Source organism: Alteromonas genovensis, assembly GCF_010500895.1.
Taxonomy (GTDB): Bacteria; Pseudomonadota; Gammaproteobacteria; order Enterobacterales; family Alteromonadaceae; genus Alteromonas; species Alteromonas genovensis.
This window is the reverse complement of record NZ_JAAAWO010000024.1, coordinates 1-3,760: the sequence shown is the minus strand read 5'-3', so window position 1 is coordinate 3,760 and position 3,760 is coordinate 1. Positions and strand designations below refer to the sequence as shown.

Below are 3,760 nucleotides of genomic sequence, written 5' to 3'. Positions count from 1 at the left end.
CACAACGTGCTCTGAATTTGAGACCAAGGAAGTGCCTTGGTTACAAACAACCTGAAGTTGTATTTAATCAATTACGCGGAGCGGCCTAATTTAGTGAGTGGTGCACTTCGAACTTGAATTCGCGGCCTATTTTTGTTATTCATGCTTTTTCAACTCGGAATATTGAAAAAGCTGTTTATCTCGTTTAAGAAATCCCCTCTCTACCGCCAACTCACCCGCTATGAAATAACCGATGGCGAATCAAAATTTGAAAAGATGCTGAAAAGTAAAGAGCGACATATCAGCGAAATAACTCATGAGCTGAAAACGCCAATTCAAATCATTCAGGGTACGCTGTCTAACGTCAAAGAAACCACCAAAGAAAGCGATAGCGTTTTAAAAAGCATTCAACTGAACATGAAGCGGGTGGAACAGCTAGTTAATCAAATGCAAAAGGATACCCCAAGAGCATCCGCGGTCTCCGATTATTTTACTACCTATACCACAGAAAATATGGCGCATATCGTCAATGCGCTAGAACCTTTGGCAAAAGCAAAGCGACAAAATTTAGATATGCGAGTGAAAGGGGACGGTACAGTTTCCTTGATTACTGATAGCCTCGAAAAAATTGTGGTTAATCTGGTTGAAAATGCAATCAAATACACGCCTGATCTAGGAACGGTAAAGGTAGTGTTCGCAATTGAAGCTAAAACATTCAAGATAACGGTGACAGACAATGGTGCAGGTATAGCGCAAGAACAGCACGAACATGTATTTGAACGTTTTACCCGATTTAGCAATGATGAAAAAGGCGAGGGTTTAGGTTTATCCATCGTTAAAAATTTAGTGGAATTAAATCAAGGCGAAATCCAGCTAGACAGTAAACAAGGTGGTGGCACCAAAATTTGTGCAGTATTCCCCATTGATGATACCGAATACATCAACGCTCAATCAGACATGCAAGACACAGCGCAATGGCAAGGAGACAGAAAAACCCTGCTGATTGTAGATGATAGCAGAGAATTTCGAACCTACTTATTTGACCTTTTGTCACCAAAGTACCGTTGTCTAGTAGCAAAAAATGGTAAGCAAGCTTTTGAAGTATTGCGAACCCATATAGTGTCGCTAGTAATTTGTGATCAGCTAATGGGTAAGTTTGATGGCTTATCACTTACTAAGGAAGTAAGAGAACACGACTCTCTAGGAGCAACGCCTATTCTTATGTTTACCGCGAGTTCAGATCCTACCGTCGAACAAATAGCATTAGAAATGAAAGTAGATTATTACTTAATGAAGCCAAGTTCTAATCAGGAAATTGAAATGCGTGTCGAGCATCTATTGGCCATCAGAGATACAAATGTTCAGCCTGAGAAAGGCATCGATAACGAACTGTTTAAATATGGCTGCTTGAGTATTCCTGAATTTAAGACTGAAAAGGACATGGCGTTTTATCTTAACTTTATTGCAGTGCTTGAAAATCATTATCAAGACGAAGAATTTAGTCGGGAGCAGGCTGCAAAAGCACTGCTTATAAGTCCGCGAAGTTTAAATCGTCGTATGGCAGAGCTATTTGATTACAACTTTAGCGAATTCCTTTCTCGCTATCGCATTGAAAAGTCGATACCTATTTTGCTAGAAGGAAGCAGCATATTAAATGCCTGTCTAGATGTGGGGTTTGCAACATCGGCGTACTTCTCAACTTCGTTTAAAAGAATAATGGGCATACCGCCTAAAAAATTCGTAGAGCAACGAGGCAATACGCCTATTCAATGATACGAAATGAGAGAAAGATTAAATGTATCTCCGCCTCTCCGCTAAAAAGCCAATTAACATAAACGATGCTACAAAGCCTGCGCCTTGGTATTGCCAAGGTAAGTAGGCTATGACGTGTTTTAAAAAAGGGGCGCCGTATAAAGTGAGTGCTCCGTAGCCAAATGCACACAGCACAACAAACAGACTTATTCTGATAGTAAAGTGGTAGGGGGCCAAAATACGCTTTACGTGACCATTTATAATATCACCGTATACCACCAAAATAGTCGCCATCAGCATAATGCTCATTTCTGTGTAGTATGGGCTAAGTGCCCGTGATAGCGCGCTGAATAATTCGTTCATGTAAATCTACTGCTTTATATTAGGCTAATTGTGAAGCTAATAGTATGGAAAGGCCCTAAGCATCCCCTAACTAGCTGAAGCTATAATTTTACGTATAGAGTAGTAGTTAGGAAAGCTTTACCTTCCCTAAAGGCAGTACCGTTTTGCATGAGCTTCATTTTAGTCACGCTTTATTAATCACCTTCAATAGGCTTTGCGATAAATGTTCTCAATATCATCAACACTAAGTTGCTTAGGGTTGTTGCGTAACAAGCGGGTTACTTTGCTAGCATCTTCTGCTAATTGAGGAATTACACTTTCTGGAATATCGAATTCTCTTAGGGTACGCGGTATGCCTACATCACTGCATAATTTCTCTACTGCGTTTAATAAAGTAGTAATCGCAAAATCTTTCTTACTATCCGGCGGGCAAAGCTTAAGCAACAGTGATACGGCAAAGAGCTTGTCGGCGCAAAACGGTGCATTCGCTCGCAGTACATGAGGTAACATAACCGCGTTGCTCATGCCGTGTGATAAGTGAAAGCGTCCTCCCAACGGATAAGCTAAAGCGTGAACTGCTCCCACGCCGGCATTTCCAAATGCAAGGCCGGCCATTAAACTACCAGTAGCCATTTGTTCCCTAGCCACGAGATTTTCACCATTTCTGTACGCGTGAGGTAAAGAATGAAATATCAATGCCATCGCCTTTTCGGCAAGTGCGTCGGTTATAGGGCTAGCGTTTACTGAAATAAATGCTTCCAAAGCATGAACAAAGGCATCAACTCCACTAGCAGCAGTAATAGATTTAGGGCACGAAAGCGTCAGCTCTGGTGCCACTATTGCTACATCAGGCAACAAGCAGTGGCTTACAATCCCTTTCTTTACCTTTTCGATAGGGTCGGCAAGTATGGCAATATTGGTAACCTCCGAACCAGTACCTGCAGTTGTCGGCAGTACAATGAGTGGTAGTAACCTTTCCTTTATCAGGTTTTCACCAAATAAATCAGTAATACTTCCTTTATAGTCGTATGTGGCTGCTAGTACCTTTGCCGCATCTATTGCACTTCCGCCTCCTAGCGCAATAACACCATCTATCTTAGTATCACGCAGTTGGCGTACTTTGTTTTCTATAATGGTGACTTCGGGCTCGGCGGGGATATCATCAATAACGAGGGTTGGCTCAAACGGTAACTTGGCAAGCAATAAGTCGAATAGCCCAGCTTGAGAGACACCTTTATCAGTCACTACCGCAAATGAGCTTATAGATAGTCGATTGATTTCGTCTGCAAGTGCATTAATGGCACCAGCACCTGTAATGAGTTTGCCAGCAGTTTTGAATTCAGAAATCTTCATGTTGTCTTGGTTACTCTTTATATGGGTTGTATTCACTAATCTATAGTAGATAACGCTATATACAAATTAGTTGCGTTTATACTTTTCGACAACTCTTACATATTGCTAATTAGATATTTGGTGATACATGAGAGGCAATGAAGTAGTGAGGCTTTGCCAAATTTGCACAATAAAAATCCGTTTTGTTCGAAGATTATTCAAAAAATAGAAATATGACAGTTTTTTGAAAATACTTGTTGACGTGAGCGCTCAGATCCCTAAAATGCGCATCCGCTTCGGGGGAAAAGCAAAACGACTTACCCAGCTCTTAGCAAGAGAAGCAAGTCTTTACTAA

Annotated in this window: 3 protein-coding genes; 1 reads left to right on the top strand and 2 read right to left on the bottom strand. The window is 41.1% G+C overall.

The window, feature by feature from the left end:
- Nucleotides 1–141 precede the first annotated feature (141 nt).
- Nucleotides 142–1,752 (top strand): hybrid sensor histidine kinase/response regulator transcription factor, encoded by a 1,611-nt coding sequence (locus GTQ48_RS17370; protein ID WP_163107798.1) that lies wholly within the window; start codon nucleotides 142–144, stop codon nucleotides 1,750–1,752.
- A gap of 18 nt (nucleotides 1,753–1,770) precedes the next feature.
- Here the strand turns inward: GTQ48_RS17370 and GTQ48_RS17365 are convergent, their stop codons facing one another.
- Nucleotides 1,771–2,094, bottom strand: a complete 324-nt coding sequence (locus GTQ48_RS17365) for a DUF3392 family protein (protein ID WP_032095891.1) — start codon at nucleotides 2,092–2,094, stop codon at nucleotides 1,771–1,773.
- Nucleotides 2,095–2,277: 183 nt separating this feature from the next.
- The gene (locus GTQ48_RS17360) at nucleotides 2,278–3,426 is read right to left on the bottom strand and encodes an iron-containing alcohol dehydrogenase (protein ID WP_163107797.1); all 1,149 of its coding nucleotides are present in this window, start codon (nucleotides 3,424–3,426) and stop codon (nucleotides 2,278–2,280) included.
- Nucleotides 3,427–3,760: the final 334 nt, after the last annotated feature.

What these genes read in the sequence shown, in the direction of transcription:
- GTQ48_RS17360 (WP_163107797.1), bottom strand. Translation starts at nt 3,426, where the DNA reads ATGAAGATTTCTGAATTCAAAACTGCTGGCAAACTCATTACAGGTGCT.
- GTQ48_RS17365 (WP_032095891.1), bottom strand. Translation starts at nt 2,094, where the DNA reads ATGAACGAATTATTCAGCGCGCTATCACGGGCACTTAGCCCATACTAC.
- GTQ48_RS17370 (WP_163107798.1), top strand. Translation starts at nt 142, where the DNA reads ATGCTTTTTCAACTCGGAATATTGAAAAAGCTGTTTATCTCGTTTAAG.